The organism is Lentzea sokolovensis, assembly GCF_033949975.1.
GTDB classification, from domain to species: domain Bacteria; phylum Actinomycetota; class Actinomycetes; order Mycobacteriales; family Pseudonocardiaceae; genus Lentzea; species Lentzea sokolovensis.
Genome location: NZ_JAXAVU010000014.1, coordinates 926,346 through 947,312 on the forward strand (window position 1 = coordinate 926,346; position 20,967 = coordinate 947,312).

18 protein-coding genes are annotated in these 20,967 nt (G+C 65.9%); 6 read left to right on the forward strand and 12 right to left on the reverse strand.

What is annotated here, in order from left to right; translation table 11 throughout:
• Positions 1-42: 42 nt before the first annotated feature.
• The 7 genes from kal to SK854_RS38220 form a co-directional block, all read right to left on the reverse strand.
• A complete protein-coding gene (gene kal, locus SK854_RS38190; RefSeq protein WP_191297440.1) occupies positions 43-441 on the reverse strand; it encodes a 3-aminobutyryl-CoA ammonia lyase in 399 nt (132 codons plus the stop codon).
• Positions 438-1,190, reverse strand: a complete 753-nt coding sequence (kamE, locus tag SK854_RS38195) for a lysine 5,6-aminomutase subunit beta (RefSeq protein ID WP_319980029.1) — start codon at positions 1,188-1,190, stop codon at positions 438-440. Before kamE ends, kal begins: the two co-directional genes overlap by 4 nt.
• Entirely contained in the window at positions 1,183-2,754 is a 1,572-nt protein-coding gene (gene kamD / locus SK854_RS38200; RefSeq protein WP_319980030.1) for a lysine 5,6-aminomutase subunit alpha, read from the reverse strand. The genes kamE and kamD overlap by 8 nt, the downstream gene beginning before the upstream one ends.
• 3 nt (positions 2,755-2,757) lie before the next feature.
• Positions 2,758-4,305, reverse strand: coding sequence for an amidohydrolase (locus SK854_RS38205; RefSeq protein WP_319980056.1), 1,548 nt, complete (start codon positions 4,303-4,305; stop codon positions 2,758-2,760).
• Positions 4,298-5,308 (reverse strand): L-erythro-3,5-diaminohexanoate dehydrogenase, encoded by a 1,011-nt coding sequence (gene kdd, locus SK854_RS38210; protein ID WP_093587728.1) that lies wholly within the window; start codon positions 5,306-5,308, stop codon positions 4,298-4,300. The genes SK854_RS38205 and kdd overlap by 8 nt, the downstream gene beginning before the upstream one ends.
• 70 nt (positions 5,309-5,378) lie before the next feature.
• Positions 5,379-6,887 (reverse strand): alpha-amylase family protein, encoded by a 1,509-nt coding sequence (locus tag SK854_RS38215; protein ID WP_319980031.1) that lies wholly within the window; start codon positions 6,885-6,887, stop codon positions 5,379-5,381.
• The gene (locus SK854_RS38220; RefSeq protein WP_319980032.1) at positions 6,884-7,843 is read right to left on the reverse strand and encodes a TIGR03885 family FMN-dependent LLM class oxidoreductase; all 960 of its coding nucleotides are present in this window, start codon (positions 7,841-7,843) and stop codon (positions 6,884-6,886) included. The genes SK854_RS38215 and SK854_RS38220 overlap by 4 nt, the downstream gene beginning before the upstream one ends.
• 102 nt (positions 7,844-7,945) lie before the next feature.
• On the opposite strand from SK854_RS38220, the gene SK854_RS38225 reads away from it, so the two are divergent.
• Positions 7,946-8,341 (forward strand): SsgA family sporulation/cell division regulator, encoded by a 396-nt coding sequence (locus tag SK854_RS38225; protein ID WP_319980033.1) that lies wholly within the window; start codon positions 7,946-7,948, stop codon positions 8,339-8,341.
• Positions 8,342-8,348: 7 nt separating this feature from the next.
• Here SK854_RS38225 and SK854_RS38230 read toward each other — a convergent pair whose 3' ends face one another.
• Both SK854_RS38230 and SK854_RS38235 read right to left on the reverse strand, forming a co-directional pair.
• Complete coding sequence (locus SK854_RS38230) at positions 8,349-8,909, reverse strand: GNAT family N-acetyltransferase (RefSeq protein WP_319980034.1); 561 nt, start codon at positions 8,907-8,909, stop codon at positions 8,349-8,351.
• Positions 8,906-9,370 (reverse strand): FxsA family protein, encoded by a 465-nt coding sequence (locus tag SK854_RS38235; protein WP_319980035.1) that lies wholly within the window; start codon positions 9,368-9,370, stop codon positions 8,906-8,908. The genes SK854_RS38230 and SK854_RS38235 overlap by 4 nt, the downstream gene beginning before the upstream one ends.
• 130 nt (positions 9,371-9,500) lie before the next feature.
• Between SK854_RS38235 and SK854_RS38240 the strand changes: the two genes are divergently transcribed.
• From SK854_RS38240 to SK854_RS38250, 3 genes are all read left to right on the forward strand, one after another.
• On the forward strand, positions 9,501-10,889 hold the full coding sequence (locus SK854_RS38240; RefSeq protein WP_319980036.1) for a KamA family radical SAM protein: 1,389 nt from the start codon (positions 9,501-9,503) through the stop codon (positions 10,887-10,889).
• A 1,250-nt stretch (positions 10,890-12,139) separates the two neighbouring features.
• A complete protein-coding gene (locus tag SK854_RS38245) occupies positions 12,140-12,280 on the forward strand; it encodes a hypothetical protein (RefSeq protein ID WP_157512885.1) in 141 nt (46 codons plus the stop codon).
• 261 nt (positions 12,281-12,541) lie between these two features.
• Positions 12,542-14,527 carry a hypothetical protein gene (locus SK854_RS38250; RefSeq protein ID WP_030476134.1) on the forward strand — a complete coding sequence of 662 codons (1,986 nt, stop codon included), beginning with the start codon at positions 12,542-12,544 and terminating at the stop codon, positions 14,525-14,527.
• A gap of 204 nt (positions 14,528-14,731) precedes the next feature.
• On the opposite strand, the gene SK854_RS38255 is transcribed toward SK854_RS38250, so the two are convergent.
• The gene (locus tag SK854_RS38255; RefSeq protein ID WP_144065156.1) at positions 14,732-14,923 is read right to left on the reverse strand and encodes a hypothetical protein; all 192 of its coding nucleotides are present in this window, start codon (positions 14,921-14,923) and stop codon (positions 14,732-14,734) included.
• A gap of 212 nt (positions 14,924-15,135) precedes the next feature.
• Here SK854_RS38255 and SK854_RS38260 point away from each other — a divergent pair, with 212 nt between their 5' ends.
• Entirely contained in the window at positions 15,136-17,220 is a 2,085-nt protein-coding gene (locus SK854_RS38260; protein WP_084400827.1) for a GNAT family N-acetyltransferase, read from the forward strand.
• 106 nt (positions 17,221-17,326) lie between these two features.
• Complete coding sequence (locus SK854_RS38265) at positions 17,327-17,758, forward strand: ASCH domain-containing protein (RefSeq protein WP_216824316.1); 432 nt, start codon at positions 17,327-17,329, stop codon at positions 17,756-17,758.
• A 132-nt stretch (positions 17,759-17,890) separates the two neighbouring features.
• On the opposite strand, the gene SK854_RS38270 is transcribed toward SK854_RS38265, so the two are convergent.
• Together SK854_RS38270 and SK854_RS38275 are read right to left on the reverse strand one after the other, a co-directional pair.
• Positions 17,891-18,190 carry a hypothetical protein gene (locus SK854_RS38270; RefSeq protein WP_030476138.1) on the reverse strand — a complete coding sequence of 100 codons (300 nt, stop codon included), beginning with the start codon at positions 18,188-18,190 and terminating at the stop codon, positions 17,891-17,893.
• A 158-nt stretch (positions 18,191-18,348) separates the two neighbouring features.
• Complete coding sequence (locus SK854_RS38275; protein WP_030476139.1) at positions 18,349-20,706, reverse strand: AAA family ATPase; 2,358 nt, start codon at positions 20,704-20,706, stop codon at positions 18,349-18,351.
• Positions 20,707-20,967: the final 261 nt, after the last annotated feature.

Consider the following 20,967-nt stretch of genomic DNA (forward strand, 5'->3'; position numbering starts at 1 on the left):
ATTCGGAGCAGGACGCCATCCGGTTCGGACTAAATTTTGGAGTTATTCCGCGGCTTTCGGCGCGACGACCGTGCCGCGAGCCCGCGTTACGACGATCGGCTCAGCCAGTACGTCGGCTGCCGAAGGTCCGCGTTCGGGGGCAGAACGGCACACCACACGTGCCTCGAACTCGATCTCACGCGACCGCTTCCCGATGCGCACCAACGTCGCCGAGGCCTCGACGACGTCGCCGGCCTGGATCGGCGCCGCGAACTCGACGGAGCTGTACCCCGCGAACAGCCCCTCGTCGGAGTCCGTGTGGATGAGCAACTCGGTGGCGACGTCACCGAACATGCCGAGCCCGTACGCACCGTCGACCAGGTTGCCGCCGTAGTGCGCATGCGAGTGCGGCACGTAACGGCGGTGCGTCACCGAGAAACCCTCGACCAAAGCTCCGCTCACGCGGCGACCCCCTTCTTCTCCTGCATCGCGTGCACCAGATAGCTCGCGACCTCGCCCGGCGTGGTACCCCGGGAGAACACTCGATCAACCCCCAGCTCGCCCGCCATCAACGGATCGAATCGCGGACCGCCCGCCACCAGCAACGGCCGCCGGTCCCCCATCGCCTCGCGGAACGCCGCCGACATCTCCTGCGTGTTCAGGATGTGCGCGTCCCGCTGGGTCACGACCTGGGAGATCAGCACCGCGTCGGCCTTCTCGGTGCGGGCGGACCGCACCAGTTCGGGCACGGAGACCTGGGCGCCGAGGTTCACGACCTTCAGCTCCCGGTAGTACTCCAGGCCCTTCTCGCCCGCGAAGCCCTTGATGTTGAGGATCGCGTCGATGCCGACGGTGTGCGCGTCCGTGCCGATGCACCCGCCGACGACGACCAGCTTGCGCCGCAACACCTTCTTCAAAGCCGAGTTGACTTCGGAAGGGCTGAGCAACGGGTACTCGCGCTCGACGACCTTGACGTCGTCCAGGTCCACCAGGTGCTTCACCGAGCCGTAGACGACGAAGAACGTGAAGTCGGCGCCGATGGGGTTCGAGTGGACCACCATCGCGGGGTCCATGCCCATCTTGTTCGCGAGCTGCAGCGCAGCGCCGTCCGCCTTGGGACCGAAGGGAATCGGCAGCGTGAACGACGTCTGGATCATGCCGTCACCGGTGGTGTCACCGTACGGCCGCACGTACCTCTTCGCGTCAGACATCGTTGGCCTCCAGCATCTCCGAAGCCGGGTTGAAGTACTCGGGGGCCTTCTCGACCACGCCGTCCGCGCCCTTGCCCTTGTCCGCGGGGCGCTTCATCAGGCCGAACGTGCCGTCCGCGATGGCGTTGAGCAGACCGTCGTCGACGATGCGCCCCAGCAGATCGACGGCCTCGCCGAGCACCTGGTGCGCCCGCTTGACGATCAGCCCGTCCGGGGAGGGCCGGAAGTCCTCGGCGAGGCTGCCCGCCGCGTTCAGCACGTACCGGACGTTCTTCAGCGCCAGGTCGCGGTCCGACAGGAACGGTGTCACGACGGCTTCGGTCATCATGCCGACGAGCAGAATGGACTGTCCTGTCAGGACACCCGCGAGGTTGAAGAACCCGTCCAGCAGATAGCCGTCGAACACGTCGCCGGTCATGTGCTTGGTCGGCGGCATCCACTTCAGCGGCGCGTCCGGGAACAGTTCGCGGGCCAGCAGGGCGTGCGCGAGTTCGAGCCGGAACGAGTCGGGCACCTTCGGATTGATCTCGAACGCGTGGCCGAGGCCCAGCAGGTGGTCGGGCAGTCCCGCCTCGTGGGCGAAGTGCTCGTTGAGGAGCTGGGAGACCGTGACGGTGTGAGCAGCGTCGACGGCGTCCGCGGTGGTGAGGTAGTTGTCCTCGCCGGTGTTGATGATGATGCCGGCACGCGCGTGGACCTGGCGGGAGAAGCGCTGGTCGACGAACGTGCGGATCGGGTTGATGTCGCGGAACAGGATGCCGTACATCGAGTCGTTCAACATCATGTCCAGGCGCTGAAGCCCTGCCAGGACAGCGATCTCCGGCATGCACAGACCGGACGCGTAGTTGGTCAGCCGCACGTACCGGCCGACCTCCTTCGACACGTCGTCGAGGGCCGCGCGCATGATCCGGAAGTTCTCCTGCGTGGCGTACGTGCCCGCGAACCCGTGGTGCGTGGCGCCTTCCGGGACGTAGTCGAGCAGCGACTGCCCGGTCGAGCGGATCACCGCGATGATGTCGGCGCCGGCGCGGGCGGCGTTCTGGGCCTGGATCACGTCCTCGTCGATGTCGCCGGTCGCGACGATCAGGTAGATCCACGGGCGTTGCGCGGGATCACCCCACTTGGTGATCAGCTTGTCACGCTGGACCCGGTTGCGGTCGACCGTCTTGAGGCCCTTCGACACCGCGGACGTGGACGCCTTGCGCGCCGCCGTCAGGTCCTTGCCGGTGGGGATCCTGAACTGGATCTGGCCGGCGGCGGTGGCCTCGGCGAGTTCGGTGAGGGTGCCGAGGTTGTGCTCGCGCAGCGCGTGGAACGCCGGGAGCACGACGCCGTGTTCCAGTCCGCACTGCTCGCGGACCGTGTCGATCACGCGGTTGACCCACGGGACGTCACCGGCGCGGTGCGTGGAGTCCGCGCCGGTGATGCCTGCCAGGCGAAGTGTGGCGCGCTCGACGGCGACGGTGGTGTGCGCCTTCGCGAGGGACACCACCGGTTCGGCCGCCCGCGCCGCGAGCTTGCGCGCCGTGGCGACGACCAAGGGATCCAGGTCGAGCAACGCCATGAGTCACTTCCTCTCGTAAATCGTCCGGCCGTTGAGAACGGTCCGCACGCACACGGGCGCGGGACCGGTGAGATCGGGCAGTCCGGGCACACCGGAACGCGGGTCGGTCGACCAGCGCTGCACCCGTGCGTCCGAGCCGGCGACGACGAGGTCACCGGTCTCCCACACCGCGTACGTCGCGGGCGCACCGGGCTGAAGCGTGCCGGTCAGGCCGTCGTTCACGCCCGCAGCACGCCAGCCGCCGCGGGTGTGGGCGGTGAAAGCGGCACGCGGGGAGACACCGTGGCCCTCGGTCTTGTGGTGCACGGCAGCCTTCACCGCGGCCCACGGGTCGATGGCCGTCACCGGGGTGTCCGAGCCGAACGCGAGCACGACACCCGCGGCCGCGAGGCGGGAAAAGGGGTTCAGCCCCACACCGCGCTCGTCGCCGAGTCGCTGGACGTACATCCCAGTCGGGCCGCCCCATTCGGCGTCGAACAGCGGCTGCACGGAGGCGACGACGCCCCACCCGGCGAGTTTCTCCGCCTGCTCCCTCGACACCATCTCGACGTGTTCGAGGCGATGGCGTGCCGACGCGAGTTCGGGGGTGCCGAGCGTCTTCTCCGCGATCTCGAAACCCTCGATCACGGCGGCCATGCCCGCGTCGCCGATGACGTGGAACCCCGCCTGCACCCCCAGCTCGGTGCACTTGACCAGGTGGTCGGCGATCTGCCGTCCGTCCAGGTAGAGGGCTCCGGACGTGTCGGCGTCGGCGTAGGGCTCGGTCAAGGCGGCGGTGCGGGAGCCGATCGCGCCGTCGACGAAGTGGTCGCCGGCGAGTCCGCGCACGGGAACGCCCGGCAGCTCGTGGGCACCCCAGTAGGCCACCACCTCGGGGCCTTCGGTGTGGGCGAGGAGTTCGCGCAGGTCGTCCTCGCCGGAGATGTCCGGGCCGGCGCACTCGTGCACGGACGCGATGCCTTTCGACGCCGCGTGACGCAGGAACGTCAGTTGTGCGGCCGCGCGCTGTTCGGGCGTGATGGCGGCTTTCGCCGTGCCGCGCACGTGGTGGTGTGCGGCGCGCGAGAGAGGGCCGTCCGCGGAGAACCCATCGGCGGTGCGGGCTTCGTCGGTGATCAGGTCCGAGGAGACCAACGCCGAGTGCACGTCGATGCGCGACAGGTACACCGTCTTGCCCTGAGCGGCCTCGTCGATCTCGGCGCGCGTCGGCGGACGGTTCTCCGGCCAGCGCGTCTCGTCCCACCCGTGACCCCACACCAAGGGGCCTTCGGCGGCGCGCACCTTCTCCAGCAGTTCGTCCACAGAGGACGTCTTCGTCAGGTCGAGGCCGGTCAGGAGCAGACCTGCGGACGTGGCGTGCACGTGCGCGTCAACGAACGCGGGCGCGACGAACGCGCCGTCGAGTTCGACGACCTCGGCGTCCGGGTGCAGCGCGTGCCCGACCGAGTCCTGTCCGATCCACACGACGACACCGTCCGTGACGGCCATCGCCGTCGCATCCGGTGCGTAGATGCGGCCGCCGACCAAAAGTTGCGTACTCACGTCACGCAGTCTGCCGTTGCTCGAACAGGGCCCGCACACCCGCCCGCGTCCGGACCAGGTCCAACGCGAACTGGGCGTGACCAGGCACATATCCGTTGCCGACGATCATCTCCACGTCCGCGGCCAGACCCTCCGCACCGAGGGCCGCCGCGCTGAACGAGGTGGCCATCGAGAAGAAGATCACGGTGCCGCCGTCCGCGGTCGCGAGGATGGCGCCGTGCTCGCACCCCGGCACGTCCACGCACACGACCGTGACGTCGACCTGCTTGCCCACGGCCTCGGCCACGGCGACCGGATTGCGCGCGTCCGCGATCACGACCTCGTCCGCGAGGCCCGACTCACGCACCTGCGCGGCCTCACGCTCGGTCGGCACCAACGCGACGAGGCGCGACGCACCGGCCTGACGTGCGGCCGCGAGAGAGAGCGACCCGGACTTGCCGCCACCGCCGAGCACCAGCACCGACCCACCAGGATGCTTGCGCACCACACGGTCAGTCAGTGCCGGTGCACCGCACACGTCGAGCACGGACAGCGCCAGCTCGTTCGGCATGTCGTCCGGCAGCACGGCCGCGATGGACCGCCCGAACAGCACCGCGGTCCCCCGGCACGGCACCTGCTCGTCCTCGCCGTCCCAGTCCTGCAGGCCGTCGTTGATCCGCAGCGGCGTCAGCGTGAGGCTGACCAGCGTCGCGATCCGGTCACCGGCCTTGAGCCCGAGCGGCGACTCCGGCCCCACCTCGAGGACGGTGCCGAGCAGCATGCCGCCCGACCCGGTGACGGGGTTCTGCATCTTGCCGCGCTCGCCGACGATGTCGAGCACGGCCTGCCGGACCGCCGCGCCGCTGCCGTGCTGCTCCCTGAGCTGCCGGAACGACGCCGCGTCCAGGTTGAGCCGCTCGACCGCGACGATCACCTCGTCGGGGGCGGGCACGGGTTCCGCGTCCAGCCGCCACGCCTGCTGCGGCAGGACACCGGCAGGCTCCAGGACGCGGTGCAGTCCGTACGCGCTCACGCGAAAATCCTTCGGTCGACGACGCTGTCTCGAAGATATCTTCACGTGAAGCGTAAAGATTGCGCAAGCATCACTCGGTAACCAGGCGATACCAACGGCAGTCGTAGGGTGCGAGGTCGACCTTGGCACCGATCTTCGCGGGCTTCACGGAACCGCCGGTGAACAGGTCCGTGAGCACCCCTTCGGCCGGAACCCGCACGGTGACCTCCTGGTCCGTGAAGTTGTGCACGGCGATAACCGAGCCGCCGTCGCAGTCCGCGCGGTGGGCGAACACGGTCGGGTCGCCGACGTCGAGCACCTTCACCTCGCCCCACGCCAGCTCCGGGCACTCCCGGTAGCGCTCGACCAGGAGCCGCATCCACGTCAGCAACGAGTCGGGGTCGTGGCGCTGCTCCCCCGCGGCATCCCAGTCCATCGGCACGCGCACCGCCAGCCTGCCCTCGAGCGACAGGTCCTCCTCCAGCCCGATCTCCTCGCCGTAGAACAACACCGGAGTGCCCGGCAGCGTGAAGAGCAGGCTGTAGACCATGCGGATGCGGCGCTGGTCGCCGTCGAGCATGCCGGGCAGTCGCCGGCGCAGACCGCGGCCGTAGAGCTGCATCTTCGGATCAGGACCGAAGGCGTCGAAGACCTCCTGGCGTTCGTCCATCGGCAGCTTGTCCAGGGTCAGTTCGTCGTGGTTGCGGACGAACGTCGCCCAGTGGCCGTCGCGCGGTGGCGCCGGGCGTTCCTGCAGGGCCTTGGCCAGCGGTCCGGTCGACTGCCGCGCCAGGGCCAGGTACATCGCCTGCATGCCGACGAAGTCGAAACACATCGTGAGCTCGTCGCCGACGCCCTGGCCGTAGAACGCCATCGTGTCCTTGTACGGCAGGTTGACCTCGCCCAGCAGGACGGCCTCGCCGTTGCGGCGGTTGAGGAACGCCCGCAGGTCGGTGAGGTAGTCGTGCGGGTCGGGCAGCGAGACGGCGTCGAGCGGGTCGTTGTGCTCCAGCAGGAACGGGACGGCGTCCACGCGGAAGCCGCTCAGGCCCAGTTCCATCCAGAAGCCCATGATCCGGGCGATCTCGTCACGCACCTCGGGGTTGGAGACGTTGAGGTCGGGCTGGTGCTTGTAGAAGCGGTGCAGGTAGTACCTGCCGACCTCCTCCGAGTACTCCCAGAGGCTGTTCTCCTTGTCGGGGAACGTGATTCCCTGCGGTCCGTCGTTCTGGGGCTTGTCGGCCCAGACGTACCAGTCGCGTTTCGACGGGTCGTGGAACCACGGGTGCTCGTCGGACGTGTGGTTCACGACCAGGTCGGCGATCACGCGCATGCCACGGTCTCGTGCTGCGCGCACGAACTCCACGAAGTCGCCCAGCGAACCCAGCCGCGGGTCGACGCCGTAGAAGTCGGTGATGTCGTAGCCGTCGTCGCGTTCAGGGGTCGGATAGAACGGCATCAGCCACACACACGTGACGCCCAAGGCGTGGAGGTGGTCGATGCGTTCGGTGGCGCCGCGGAAGCCGTCGCTGGAGAACGTCTCCACGTCCAGGCAGTACAGAAAGGCGTTCTTCCACCAGACGTCGGACGTGCGGATCACGCGGTCACCTCCGGTAACACGTGCTCGCCGAACGCGTCGACGAACGGGATCAGGTCCTGGCCCACGTGGTGCAGGTAGATCTCTTCAAAGCCGAGGTCCGCGTACGTCCGCAGCTGCTCGGCGTGCCACTTCAGGTCCGCGGACACGTTGACGACCTCGGCGACCTGCTCCGGCGTGACGTGCTCGGCGACCACGTCGAAGTGCTCGGCCAGTTCGAGGTCCCAGCACACGGGCGGGCGGAACACGTTGCTGCGCCACTGTTCGTGCGCGATCGCGAGAGCCGTGTCGTCGTCATCGGCCCAGCTCAGATGCACCTGCAGGTGGAGCTTGCCCTTACCGCCGGCATCCCGGTAGGCGTCCGCGACCTCGCGCAACTTCTCCGGGGTGGTGTTGACGGTGATCAGCCCGTCCGCCCACTCAGCGCACCAGCGGGCCGTTTCCGTGCTCACGGCGGCGCCGATCAGCAGGGGCACCTCGTCCGGCAACGTCCACAGCTTCGCGCGGTCGACCGTGACCAGGCCGTCGTGGCTGACCTCCTCGCCCTTCAGCAGCGCCCGGATCACGTCGACGCATTCGCGCAGCCGGGCCGTGCGGACGTCCTTGCGGGGCCATACGTCGCCGGTGATGTGCTCGTTGCTGGCCTCGCCGGTGCCGAGCGCGGCCCAGAAGCGGCCGGGGTTCATCGCGGCGAGGGTGCCGATCGCCTGTGCGGTGATCGCCGGGTGGTAGCGCTGTCCCGGGGCCGTGACCACGCCGAACGGGAGGTCGGTGGCCTGCAGTGCCGCGCCGAGCCACGACCAGGCGAACCCGGACTGACCCTGGCGCGCGCTCCAGGGCGAGAAGTGGTCCGAGCTCATCGCCGCGCCGAACCCCGCCTCCTCCGCCCTGCGCACGGCGGTGAGGAGGTCGGCGGGATGTATCTGCTCGTGTGAGGCGTGTATGCCGTAGACCGTCATGCGCCTCAGGTACCCAGAGAAGAAGTTCTGGAAAAGCTTTGAACCGATCCTGAACGGGGTCCGTGTTGAGTGCAGCACCCTCACCGCGGAGGAGGAACGGCGATGTTCAACGAGACCCGGGTCGGCACGGCGACCGTCGTTGAGTTCGTTCGGCCGGACGGCTCGGTCGAGCCGATGAACGTCGACCTCCACTACCGCTCAGACGATCCGCATGCCGTGACCATGCGTTTTCACGCACGCGACCAGGAGTCGGTCTGGCTGGTCGGACGCGAACTGCTCGCCGACGGGATCCTGTCGCCCGCCGGGCTCGGGGACGTGCGGCTGCGGCCGGGCGACGGGGACGTGCTGTTCCTGGAGCTGTTCACCGAGGACTCGCACGCGGTGTTCCAGCTGTCGGCGACGGAGTTGCAGCGGTTCCTGGACTCCACCTACGCGGCGGTGCCGGCCGGTCGTGAGGTCCTCGACTTCGAACTGCTGATGAAGGACCTGCTGGGTTGATCCAGTCCTAGAGACGCAGTCCCAGCACGAGCTTGTCCGCGGAGTCGACCACGCGGAAACCGATGTGCTCCCAGAAGCCGATCGCGTGTGTGTTGTGGTGCCGCACGTGCACGTGGACGCCCTTTTCCAGGCGTTCGAGCACGCTGCGAACGAGCGTGCCCCCGAACCCCTTGCCCTTCGCGCGGGGCAACAGGTTCGCGTGCATGTGCGCCGGATAGTCCCGGATCATCATCAGGTCGGCGCGGGCCGGTTGATGGATCTGCTGCACGATCCGGTTCGCGTTCGGCCTCAGCGGATAGCGAACGCGCAGGTCAGGCCACCAGTCGCGGTCGCAGCGGTCCTCGAAGGCCTCCGTGTCGGACGCCGCGAGCGCGTACCCGCAGACCCCCTCGTCGTCCTCCGCCACGAACACCAGGTCGGGCTCGAACGCCACGTACGGTCCGACGTAGGCGTGGCCCATCAGCCGCGCGTCGTCGAACAGATGGCGAGCGCCCTGGCCCCCGTTGCCGGTGTCGAGGCAGATGTCGTACAGCGCGTCCAGGTCAGAGGGCCGGTACGCGCGGATCACCTGAGCTCGCGCCGTTCGGTGATGACGACGGGCTCGGCTTCGACGTCGATCACTTCGCCCTCGACGACCTGACCGGCGCCGAAGCGGCGTTCGTGCTCGAACTTGAGCGCCGCCGCCTCCGCCTGGCGCGCGATCCGCCGGCTCACGAGCTTGCGCGTGGGCGGGAAGAGCAGGAACAACGCGGCCGCGTCGCTGATGAAGCCCGGCACCATGATCAACGCGCCGGCGGCCGCGATCAGCACGCCGTCCGCCATCTCCTGGTGCGGCTGCTGACGCTGGAACACCGACTCGCGGAACGCGGCCATCGTCTGCGCGCCCTGGCGGCGCACCAGCGACAGTCCGACGAGGGTGCCGAGCAGGAGCAGAGCGATCATCCAGAGCCCGCCGATGGCGTTGCCGACGGCGACCATGACCGCGATCTCGGCGAACATCCCGAGCAGCAGCAGCGCGAAAAGGGGCATGCCTGGTCAACGCACGACAGCCGTCAAATGCTCCCGACCGGCCCTCCACCAGGTCTTGAGCTGAAATATTTACGGCACGCTAGCGGTATGACAGGATATCTTTACGCGACCTCGACGCTGAGGAGTACGGATGACTGCGCTGCACGACGCCACCACGGCGCTGGAGCGGCTGGACCGCCAGCCGTACACGTACGTCCGCCGAGAGCTGGTCGAACCTGACTGGCGACGCTTCCCCGGCTGGTCGCACGTGACCGAGGCGCAATGGCGCGACGCCCAGTGGCAGCGGGTGAACTGCGTCAAGAACGTGAAGCAGCTCCGCAAGGTCGCGGGCGACCTGCTCACCGACAAGTTCTACGACGACCTCGCCGCGGACATGGGCGCGTTCGCGACGATGTCGATGCTGATCCCGCCGCAGATGTTCAACACGATGGCGGTCGACGCCGAACTTTCTCCCGACGCCTTCACCGAGGCGTTCCTGAACGACCCGGTCCGCCGCTACATGCTGCCGGTCGCCTCCGACCGCGACCCCCACTGGCCGTCACACCCGCACTCGCAGCGCGACTCGCTGCACGAGGCGGAGATGTGGGTCGTAGAGGGCCTGACCCACCGCTACCCCACCAAGGTCCTGGCCGAGATGGTGTCGACCTGTCCCCAGTACTGCGGGCACTGCACCCGCATGGACCTGGTCGGCAACTCCACGCCGTTGATCGACAAGCACAAGCTCTCCCTGAAGCCGGTCGACCGCCAGGACCAGATGATCGAGTACCTGAAGAAGACCCCGGGCGTCCGAGACGTGGTGGTCTCCGGCGGCGACGTGGCGAACGTGCCGTGGCCGCAACTCGAGTCGTTCCTGATGCGCCTGCTGGACATCGAGACCGTCCGCGACGTCCGCCTGGCCACCAAGGCGCTGGCCGGCCTGCCCCAGCACTGGCTCCAGCCACGCGTCGTCGAGGGCCTGGAACGCGTCGCACGCACGGCTTCCCGACGCGGCGTGAACCTCGCGATCCACACGCACGTGAACCACGCACAGTCCGTGACGCCTCTCGTCGCCGAGGCCGCCCGCACCGCACTTGAGGTGGGCGTGCGCGACGTCCGCAACCAGGGCGTGCTCATGAAGGGCGTCAACGCCACCTCGGACGACCTGCTGGACCTTTGCTTCGCGCTGCAAGGGGAAGCGAACATCCTGCCGTACTACTTCTACATGTGCGACATGATCCCCAACGCAGAACATTGGAGGGTGTCCGTCTGGGAAGCCCAAGAACTTCAGCACGCGATCATGGGCTACCTACCCGGCTACGCGACGCCGCGGATCGTCTGCGACGTCCCGTACGTGGGCAAGCGGTGGGTGCACCAGCTCGCCGAATATGACCGTGAGCTGGGCATTTCTTACTGGACGAAGAACTACCGCACCGGGATCGAGCTCGAGGACCCGGAGGCTCTCGACCGTCGCTACCCCTACTACGACCCGATCTCCACCCTCGGCGCGGCCGGCCAGAAGTGGTGGACCGACCAGGCCTGACGGGCCACGATGGGGCCGTTTTCGGGACACCTCCCGGAGGCGGCCCCGTCGGCATGTTTTGCCTGTTCAGGCCCATCGTGACTCATTGGGTCTCGACGAGAAGGGGCCCAGAAGGGGCCCCAGAAGTCCACAGTGGACACTGTTTCAGGTACACAGTGGACACCGCCGGCCAGCGAATGGTCTAGCGCGCGGCGACTCGCACGTCTGCCATCAGACAGGGGTCGTTCTCCCGCGATGGAAGATCGCGCCTACAGCGAAGCCAACCACTGCTCCCTCGCGCACCGAGCTATCCCTGACTCCCTCACCGCGATTCCGGTCGATGACTCACGGGTCACCGACCGCAGACGGGCAGTCCTTGTGACCGAGAACACGTCACCAAATTCGGACAAATAGAAAGCGCAGTTCATCGCTATCGACGCTAGGTCATCCAGGTGAAGCTTGTAACGCGAACACTAGGCCACTTCAGCGAAAATACGCGTGCTTGAAGCGGGTAGCTGCTACCTTCCTTCTTTCAATGGACGACGTGTGTCTACAAGACTGCGTGCGTGCTCTCAATCATCATCGGCGTCTGCGCGGTCGTTCTGACAGTCCTGATCGGACTGTGCCCACCGCTCGTTATTGTTCTTCGGGATGTTAATGACCCGAAAGACCGGCAGCTCGTAGTCCACGCGCTCCGAGAGCTGATCGTGAGCTCGCTGGCGGCTGTAGCGCAGCTTCCAGGCAAGCTCGCGCAGTCCCTCCTAGACGTCGCACTTTCGGCGAGGGGGCCGGACAACCTGACTCCCCCGCTTGTCGAACCGAGCCCGGCACTGTCAGTGATTTCATCTGTACCGGCACCCGGACATGACCAGATACCCGGCGGACCACGGCCTTAGCACAAGACGTACCCATGTCCAGTCCGAACCACGAGCGCGACCGGTTAGCGGAACTACGAGCCAAAACTCGGTCAGATCGCGCACTGGTTCGGGCTACATATTCGGCAATTTCTCCCAGAGCGGGCTATTCCACACATCGCCTGGGCAGGGATGACGACCAGTTTCACGCCAGTCACTTCGACTCCTACGCCCGAGCCCAGACTTGACGACTATCCACGCGGAGAGTGGCGCAATCGGAGACTCCGACCTCGGTGACGGCGAGGAGGCAATCGATCTCGCCGACTACTACGGAGGAACAACTCCTCAGGAAGCGCACCGGGTTATATACCGCCAGCTCAAGCACTCGGCTCGTCACGCAGCGGATGAGTCCCCTTCTTGGGCCTCAAGAAGACGCTTGAGGGATTCGGGACGATCTACCGAAAGATTAAGGCAGAGAGCGCCGGCGAGCTGACCAAGATTCGCTTCGAATCCGTCTCCAACCGGCGGCTGGATGCGCTGCCATGGCAAGCGGGTTGACGACCTTGAAGTCCGAGATTGGAGACCGTTGGAGACACGTCAACAAGGAGATTCGGAAGTGGCAGCTTCCGTTCAGCGTGGCGCCGTGTCGAGCACCGCCCCATGTGGTGAAGTCTTCGCTCTATGACTCCTGGAGAGCACTCCGGCCCAGTCGCGGTGAGGGCCGAACTCCTACCCGCGCGGGCCGCATACCTGATACGCGCCGGCAGTCGGCGCGGCCTGCGACGCGCAGTCCAAGAAGCCACCACACGCTGGGGCGGCATGGCCGAACCGATCATCCCTGTCCGGCGCGACGGATCGGTCGAGGGATGGTGGCGGCAAGTCGTGGAGTTCGCCGGCGTCGAAGGACTTGTCGACGTGGACGTCGGCGCCTCTGTAGCCGCCGACGTGGCCAAGTCGTTCAAACTGCCGGTGACCGAACTGAAGCACATAGACCGGGGCGGAATTACCCGCTTCTCAACGCATCCTGCACGTCTTCCTGACTACGGCGACCCAACGCAGGCCCGGGTGATCCCTGCGGTCGGAAGCCCGTTGTGGCAGGTCGTCTTGGCTGGTGACTTCACCGCCGAGCACGAGCAAGCTCTCGACGGAAGCTTTGGCTACCGCAGGGCCCCGACTGCCGATCAAGTCGCCCGCGCGGCGCTGCACGGCCAGACGTGTCTCGATCAGACCGTCAGCAACTTCGCCGAGAACTACACCGCCGGCGCCTCGTCCATACCGGCGTTGATCTGGATGACAACCAGGGATACGTACCGCGACTGCTTGTGGTTCTGGAACTTCCGCGCCTTGAACGACCGGGGACACAACCCCGCTCCAATGATGATCGTCTCGGCCGACGACCTTCCTCATTGGATTGGCTTCGACCGAAATCTCGCCCATCAGTTGGATCGACCGGACGAGTTCGACCCTGACGTGGTCGTCAACAGCTTCTCTGTCTCGGAAGAGAGACTGCACTCGCTCGCACAGGAGTTCCTCGGTCTGCACGTGTCGGAGCAGAAGCTGACGTCACGCATCAGGTTTCCCGCTGACGCTCGCGTGCCGCCGCACACCTACCTCACCAATCTCGAACTGCGCGACTTCCTGCTCTTCGAACGAAGGTACGGAGAGTCACGTGAGGTAGAGACCTATGCCACCGCCGGTCGAGCACGACTGCGGTTCACCTCGCCGATCGAGTTCTCCGGCTCAGGCAAGACACTGCTCCGCATGTCCAGCCCGCTGTTCGATCCGTTTCCCCGCAAGGACATCCTTGCGAAACGGATCACGAACGGAGCGACCTGGCGAAGCGATCGTCTTGAGATCGCAACGAATGCGATGAACTCCTACCAACTGGAGCTGCACTTCCCATCGCTGCACGAGGCGACAACCCTCCTCATCGGTGAGCACACCTCCGAGTGGCACCTCTCGGAGAAAGGCAAGATCGCCGACGCACTCAACGCCGACTCGGATCTCTCGATCCTGCTACGGCCCAGCGTGCACGAAGCGATCTCTCATCTGACCTCGCCTCGTTCCACCTCGTACCTGCGCCAGATGGAGAAGATGCGCAAGAGCGGCACGTCCGAGGACGAGGTGCAGGCGTTTGGTGCGCGCTGGGGTGGTCGCGGTGTACGGCGATACGACAGCGCTGAAGGGTTGACGAACAGGCTGGGCAAGTCCGCGGTCCAGCCTGTCGAAGCCCTGGAGTCGCTGTGCGCGATGAACTGGGCGGAAAGAGGATTCGAGACTGTCTGCGCGCGCTGCGGGCTGAGCAGCTTCGTACCGATCTCCGACGTGAGCTCAGTGGCTCGCTGTCCTGGCTGCAGAGCCGCCACCTACTACACGTCCACCGATGCCGGCCTCACCTTGCAGTACAGGCTGAACTCCTTCATCGACTTGGCAAGTGATCAAGGAGTGATCCCGCATCTGCTGGTTGTCGCCGCGCTGCACAAGCGCGAGCCGCACACCCACCTGCTGGGTGGCGTGCTCGCCACCTTCCAGAACGGCACGGTCAACGAGATAGATGTCCTCGGTGTTCACGCCCAGCAGTTCATCGCCGGCGAGGTCAAGACCAAGGCTAGCGACTTCACCCCGGCCCAGCTCAAACGAGACCTCTCCGTCAGCTCACGCCTGGGCGCCGAGACTCACCTGCTCGCCGCAGTCGATGAAATCCCCAGCGAAGTCAAGCGTACGAGCCAAGAGTTGGCAGATGCGGCAGGCTTGCGGCTACTTATCTTGTCCAAGCACGATCTCCGCCCTGTCGATGATCTCTAGCGAGGCAGAGTGGTTCAGCACGCCTGTGTATCCCGAGGCGTTCATGCCCGGCCCGTCTGGAGCCGCCGTCGAGGTGGGCGCCGAGCCTCAGCACGTGGTTCTCGTCCTCACCCAGCCAGTCCGAGACAAGGTTGCATCCGACCGCGCCGCTCTGTTCGAACACGTCGACGCGAGTCACGAAACCCTCGGCGTCCCGCGTGGACTTCACGTGGTCGATCGACGCCGCGAACCCTGGGCACGTTCGTGTGCCCTGTTGCCGCCGTTCTGATCAGCGATCGACTGAAACTTCCGAAGGCGGGGAACGATGTCCTGGTAGGTGACCGCCGGGACGTCGGCGGCGGCGCCGCTCGAACCGGCCACCACCACGACACTCGCCAACGCGATAGAAAGTCGCATGTGTAGCGAAGCTAGAGAGTGGATGTCCTGAAAATGTCAGATTGTGGTCCGGAAATCGTGACGGTCGCTTCGGGTGAAAGCAAACGAACAGATGTGCGACTGGCGCCGCGATTCAGCTCGAACCGAACACTTGTGCGTCTGCAAATAGGCCTGTCAGGTGACTGATCAGCGCATACGGGCCGAGGTCGGCGCAGGTGAGTCACACTGCGGTGATGTCGACGAAGTCCGCGAACGTGGTCATCGAGGTCGTGGCCGGTACCGACGCCGCGACGATCGAGCGTGCGGTTGAACTCGGCAACACGGCAAAGAAGACGCTCGGTCTCTTCCCGCGCGAAGCGTATTTCGAGTACGCGGCCAAACACTGCTTGCTCGGCGCGATGAGAGACGGCGAACTGGTCGGTTACGCGCTGTTTCGCTTGCCACGCAACGAGGTCACCCTGGTGCACCTCTGCGTCGACAAGCCTTTCCGGGAGAAGGGCGTGGCTCAGCTGCTCGTCGACGAGGTGAGCCGTCGGCACCGGGCGAGGTTGGGCGTTCGCGCGAAGTGCCGCGACAGCTACGCCGACATCCAGCGGGTGTGGCGTGGGCTCGGCTTCAAACACCTCGGACGTGCGCGTGGGCGTGGTGAAGACAAGGCTCCGATGACTGTGTGGTGGCTCGACCACGAGCACGCCAACCTGTTCACTCCGGTGGACGAGCCAACCGAGCTGGCCGTGGCGATCGACGTCAACATCCTGATGGACCTGCACACCCGCAAGGACCATCCTCAGGCGGAACGGTCCCAGGTGTTGCTCGCACCCGATGTAGCGGACCGGATCGAGATGGTCGTGCCGCACGGACTCGAACGTGACCTCGACCGGCACTCGGCCGAGTCGCGCAGCAGGTTGGCCGATGTCGCCGCGCGTTACCGGCGCCCGAGCGGGCCGCCGAAGCGAGCCGAAGAGCTGCACGAGGTGCTACTCGACGCGGTTCGAACGGCCGAACCTGACCGTGCGCTGACCCCGCAGGACAAGGGAGACCTGTGGCATCTCGCTGAGACCGCCGGGGCAGGCATCCAGGTGTTCCTGACCTGGGACGAACGACTGCGGTCTCAGATGGCCCCGTTGCTCCCCCGGCTCGTCGCGTTTCCCGAACTCATGGCATTGCGTGTGATCGACCCGCACCACCTGGTCGTTCATCTCGATGAGCTGGCCCACTCGGTGGCTTACCAACCCAGGACGCTCGCCGGCAGTTCGTTCAGCACCGAGCTGGCGAACGCCCAGTCCGAGGCGGTACTCCTGACCTTCCTGGACCGGCGCGGCGGCGAGACAAAGCAGGAACTCAAGTCCCGCCTGAACGCACTAGCTCGTGCACCGCGATCTCACTCCATCGTGCGTGCAAGCGACGGGACGACCGTCGGCTGCTACGCGTCGATCGTCGACGACCACGTCCTCAAAGCACCGCTGCTACGCGTCCCGGATCACCCGGACGCCGACACCATGGCTCGCTACCTGCTTTGGACGTTGCGACTGGAAGCACGGAGCCACGGCGCCCACGTGGTACGCATCGAGGACCCCTATCTCTCCCCCGCCATCGAACGTGCGGCGAGCCACGAGAGCTACCAGCGCGTCAACGACACATGGCACAGCTGGGTGGTTGAGGCCGCCGGAACCGGCGCCCAGGTCAGCTCCGCTGTCTCCGCAGCGCAGGCCCAGGTCGGTCTCGGGCCTGCCGCCCTGCTTCCACCTCGTCTCGCCCCCGAATCAGCCGCGCAGTACGAACGGACCTGGTGGCCCGCCAAGATCACCGACAGCGACCTACCCCACTTCGCCGTCGCGATCCAGCCGCGCTGGAGCGCTGAGCTCCTCGGTGAGCCGCAGACCCTCACCCACCGGCCGACCACGCTGGCCCTGGGACGGGAGCACGTCTACTACCGCGGCAATCACCCCAGCGTGCTCAAGGCCCCTGGTCGAGTTCTGTGGTACCTGACGCAGGACGCCACCACCGGTGGTGGACGGTTCATCGGCACGTCGCTTCTCGACGCGATCGACATCGGAGCGCCGCTGGAACTGCACGAACAGTTCGCCCACTACGGGGTCTTCACCCTTGCTGACATCGACGGCGCCGCAGGGCAACGAGGTAGCGCGCAGGCGCTCCGGGTGTCCTACACCGAGCTGTTCCCGCGTCACATCCGCTGGTCCGAGTACCTCGACCTGATCCAATCGATGGACGGTCCGAAACGGATCCAGGGACCGGTTCGAATGCCGACCGCGACGTTCGCCGCGATCTACGACATGGCGAACACGACGAAGCGGTGACGTGATCCACGATCATCGTGGTGCAACATCACTTCGACCCCGTCGACCGCTAAGGTCACCCCCTGTGACTGCAACAGCGGTGGAATCGAGCGCGTGGACACCTGCTGTGCGCCCTTTGCTGATGTCGCTGCGTCCGCGATTCGCGGAAGCCATCCTGGACGGCACCAAGACCGTCGAACTGCGGCGCACCCGACTGTCCGCGCCCGACGGAACACACCTGATCCTCTACGCCAGCTCACCGGTGATGGCCGTCGTCGGCACCGCGGTGATCGTAGGCCGGGACACCGACACACCGGCACGGATCTGGCGGCGCCACCGCAAGCACGTCGGGCTGTTGCGACCCGAGTACGACGAGTACTTCGACGGTTCCGAACTGGCCACTGCCGTTTATGTGGGAGACCCGCGAAGACTGGCCACCCCTTGGCCATTGTCCGCACTGCGGGACACCGCCAAGTTCCAACCTCCCCAGAGCTACAGGTTCGTCTCCGACGACGACCCCGCCCAGCTACGCAACCTGGTGCCTGCGTACCCCCAGTGAGCAGCACTTCCCCATCTGATTCCAAATACATGGTCAGCGTGGTCCGCCCTGCAGTGTGAGAGCCAACTGACCTGCCGTCCCTCCGCGCCACGGGCACACCCGACTTGGACAAGAGCGGCATGCGCGCCTCGACTAGGCAACCTGCGGGAGAGCACCAACAGGCGACTGGGCCGTGTGCTCAGAACAGCATCTGCTGGTCAGATTTCGACTCGTCAGAGTGGTCTGCCCGTTGAGCGCGAACTTGTCTTCGACGGCCGCGTCGGGCGTGGGCAGACCGTGCTCCGCGATGATCGGCAGAATCCGGTCGCTCAGCCAAATCTGGCATCGCCGCGACGATTCGGACCCCTTCGAGCAGACCTCGGCGTAGCGGCTGACGAGGTCGGGCCGCACGCCGCCGGGCCTGGTCAGGAAGGCGTTCGGTCGATGCTCCATCGGCCAGCACCGATCGGCCTCGGACGAGTCTCACGCCACCAGCGAGTCCGGCGACCGAGGCTGGCGTGACGCGACAGGGCGAGCGGACTCGGAGGCCTGTCCACCGCCCTGCACGACCTGTTGGGGCGCGTTCTGCGGACGTGCCCCAACAGGTCGTGTCAACGTTCCTGGACTATGTTGACCTCGCGGTAGACCAAGGTGTCCAGTGCATCGCGGAACGCCTTGAAGTCATCGATCGGCTCGGTCGGTTCGTCCTCTAGCTGAAAGTTTCGTCGCATCCCTCGGATGTGGCTCTTCAGGTCTTCTGCGTCGATTGAGTTATCCAGGCTTGCCTCGACTTCTTCCAGCAGAAGCGTGGCCTCTTCCCGGGTGGCGGTGGCCGGGTGGTCGCGCAAGAACGAACGCTTCAAGCGCTTGATCTTGGCGCTCGTCTTCTCGGTCGTGATCTCGCGCATCGCTTGACGCTGTCGAGCACCCAACTCCCGGAACAAGATGCGGAAGTTGTTGGCCATGACCTCTGCCGCGGCCTCGAAACCCGCGTCCTGCCGGGCCACCTCGAGCACGTTGCGAGAGAACCCCACCTTGTCGAGGTGGAAGCCTTCCAGCTTGCCCGCAGCTGCTTTCTCCAATGCGTCATGCGTACCGGAGCAGCCTGCGAAGGACACGTCCTTGGCGGTAAGGGTACGGATCTTCGCTGCTTGATCGGGTTCAAGGAAGTCGTGTGCGTACCGTCGCACCGCGGCGATCCCGATCTCCAGCGGAACGAGGTCCTCAATGGCAACAACCCCGTCGGGAAACGTGCTCACGAGTCCTTCACCAGTCAGATCACCGAGCTGCAGGACGAACTTGGACTCGATCAGTGGCATGCCGTCTGGCCCCTTCCGGAGCGCCTTGCACGCTTGGTTGCCCGCGGTGTCGCTGTCGAGCAAGGCGATCACAGCGGGCCGGTCGACGTCTCGTCCTCGTGCGAGGTACACCAGATACGGGACGTGGGAGGCTGAGCCTGCCGGCACCAGCGTCAAGGTGTTCAGGTCGAGGTTGTCCAAGGACGACGCCTTCTGCTTGCGCAGGTGCGCAGACATGCCCGCGAGCATGATCTGGTCGGACATGCCTTCCAGCATCAGGTTGCAGTTGCTGATGAAGGTCGTCTCGCCAACAAAGCTGCCGAACGCTGACCGCAGCGGCTCGTAGTGGTTTCGTGCGGCGTTGCGCACGACGCGGGTGCCTTCGTCACCCTCGCCCTTCTCCAGGACGCGGATCCGTTCACCGTGGTTCTTGTCGATCAAGAACGGGGAATGTGTCACGTAGACGACCTGGCACGCTGCCCGGTTCGGGTCTTGCGGGTTCGCGAAGTCCTCGAAGATGCGGAGGAGATCTTGCTGGCCCGTGCTGGACAGGTAGGCGTCCGGTTCGTCCATGAGAAGGATCTCGCGCGCACCGGACTTCGGCGCCTCGTGGGCGAGATACTGCACGAAGTAGCTGAGGAAGTACCTGAGCCCACCGCTGCGTTCGTCAGCGGAGTACTCCGTACCGGTCCTGTCCCGGATCGTGAAGACCAGGTCCTGATCGCGCAAGGTCAACCGCAGCTCGAACTGGTGATCCTGCGACCACCACTTCGGGAAGTTCAGCGACGCCGCGAGCTCGCGATTCATCCGCTCCACGATCCCGTTGGCGAAGCCGTCCTTGCTCGCGTCGACCGCCTTCAGCAGCTCCTCGAACGCCGTGCGGTCGATGCCGGCCACCTTCAGCAGAAGGTCGTCAGCAAGCGCGAGCTGCTCGTCGTGCTCCTCGGTCTCCACATCCACTGCCGCGAAAGCGCTCATGATGTTCGACGCCGCTGCTGCGACCTGCTCAGCTGAGCCGAACCACGACGACCCGTTCTCCAGGATCTCGTTGAGGAACGACTGCCGTCCCTTACGAGGACTGGTACGCAGCGACTTCCTACCGTGGGCGAGGTACTTAATCGGAACACTTTCAGGTAGCGCAACGTCAGCGTTGATCTCAAACCACTGCGGGAGGGCACCGTCGAGTGCCTTCCTGTCCTTGACGGCAAGCTTCTTCCACTCGTTGTCCTGCTGGAGGTAGACGACGGGGTCAGGTCCTCCCATGCGGAACACCAAGAAGGAGTCCAGTTCGTCGTCCACTTCCGTCTTGCAGGCCTTGGCCAAGGCCGCTCGATCGCCTGCGTCCAAGCCCTTGAGCTCCACCCCGAAGTCGGGGAACGCCATGGTCTTGTTCACCGCGAAGTACTGCGAGTACCTGCAGAAGTCACCACGCTCGATGCCCTGGCCGGTGAGCGCGTGCTTCACCGCCCACAACAGCTGGCTCTTACCGGACTCGTTCGCGCCCACGACAGTGGTCACGCCATCCTCCAGCGGCACCCTGACGAAGGGGAACTCCATGCCATCCGACTTCAGCACGTCCCAAGGGTCGGCGACGAACCCCTCGTCAGCCTTGCGCAGGTAGTCGAAGTTGAACGAGCGGAAGAAGCGGATGTAGACGGTGGCGATGAACATCGGCGACTCGCTCCAGCTCGTGGACCTTCTGATGACCGGCATGCTACGTCCGGGGTCCGACAATTTCCGGCGGATAACGGACCCCTGCTGCCGAGACGTAGTGCCCCGCGGACCCAGGTTCGGCATTCATCGCCGTCATGAGGACGCTTCCGGTAATCAGGTAGGCCATTTCCAGCAGTGCGGAACTCCAGTACGTACATCGGTCTGGCCGACGAGGGTGTAGTGGGCAGAGGCGGTCGAGCTGTCGCGAGATGGACCACT